The 1,175-nt window shown below is 55.4% G+C and carries 1 rRNA gene; it reads left to right on the forward strand.

Features of this window, described 5'->3' with window-relative positions:
• A 23S ribosomal RNA gene (locus tag RCF13_RS03040) occupies positions 1 to 1,175 on the forward strand; the annotation flags it as partial.

Raw genomic sequence — 1,175 nt, forward strand, 5'->3', positions numbered from 1 at the left:
TGTCCGCCGAAAGCCTAAGGGTTCCTGGGGAAGGCTCGTCCGCCCAGGGTAAGTCGGGACCTAAGGCGAGGCCGAAAGGCGTAGTCGAAGGACAACAGGTTGAAATTCCTGTACCACCGCAGCCGTTATGAGCAATGGGGGGACGCAGAAGGATAGGGACGCGAGCTGATGGATGCTCGTCCAAGCAGTGAGGCTGGTCAGTAGGCAAATCCGCTGACCGTAAGGCTGGGCTGTGACGGGGAGGGAAAATTACAGTACCGAAGGTCTTGATTTCATGCTGCCAAGAAAAGCCTCTAGCCAGGTGAAGGTGCCCGTACCGCAAACCGACACAGGTAGGCGAGAAGAGAATTCTAAGGCGCGCGGAAGAACTCTCGTTAAGGAACTCGGCAAAATGACCCCGTAACTTTGGGAGAAGGGGTGCCCCGGTAGGGTTTATAGCCCGAGGGGGCCGCAGTGAATAGGCCCGAGCGACTGTTTAGCAAAAACACAGGTCTGTGCGAAGCCGTAAGGCGAAGTATACGGGCTGACGCCTGCCCGGTGCTGGAAGGTTAAGGGGAGTGGTTAGCCGTAAGGCGAAGCTATGAACCGAAGCCCCAGTAAACGGCGGCCGTAACTATAACGGTCCTAAGGTAGCGAAATTCCTTGTCAGGTAAATTCTGACCCGCACGAATGGCGTAACGACTTGGGCGCTGTCTCAACGAGAGATCCGGTGAAATTTTAATACCTGTGAAGATGCAGGTTACCCGCGACAAGACGGAAAGACCCCATGGAGCTTTACTGTAGCTTGATATTGGACTTTGGTACGGACTGTACAGGATAGGTGGGAGCCTTTGAAGCAGGAGCGCAAGCTTCTGTGGAGGCGCCGTTGGGATACCACCCTGTTCGTATCGGAGTTCTAACCTAGGACCGTGACCCGGTTCGGGGACAGTGTCAGGTGGACAGTTTGACTGGGGCGGTCGCCTCCTAAAGAGTAACGGAGGCGCCCCAAGGTTCCCTCAGAATGGTTGGAAATCATTCGAAGAGTGCAAAGGCATAAGGGAGCTTGACTGCGAGACCTACAAGTCGAGCAGGGACGAAAGTCGGGCTTAGTGATCCGGTGGTACCGCATGGAAGGGCCATCGCTCAACGGATAAAAGCTACCCTGGGGATAACAGGCTTATCTCCCCCAAGAGTCC

The organism is Stenotrophomonas maltophilia group sp. RNC7, assembly GCF_030910085.1.
GTDB lineage: Bacteria > Pseudomonadota > Gammaproteobacteria > Xanthomonadales > Xanthomonadaceae > Stenotrophomonas > Stenotrophomonas sepilia.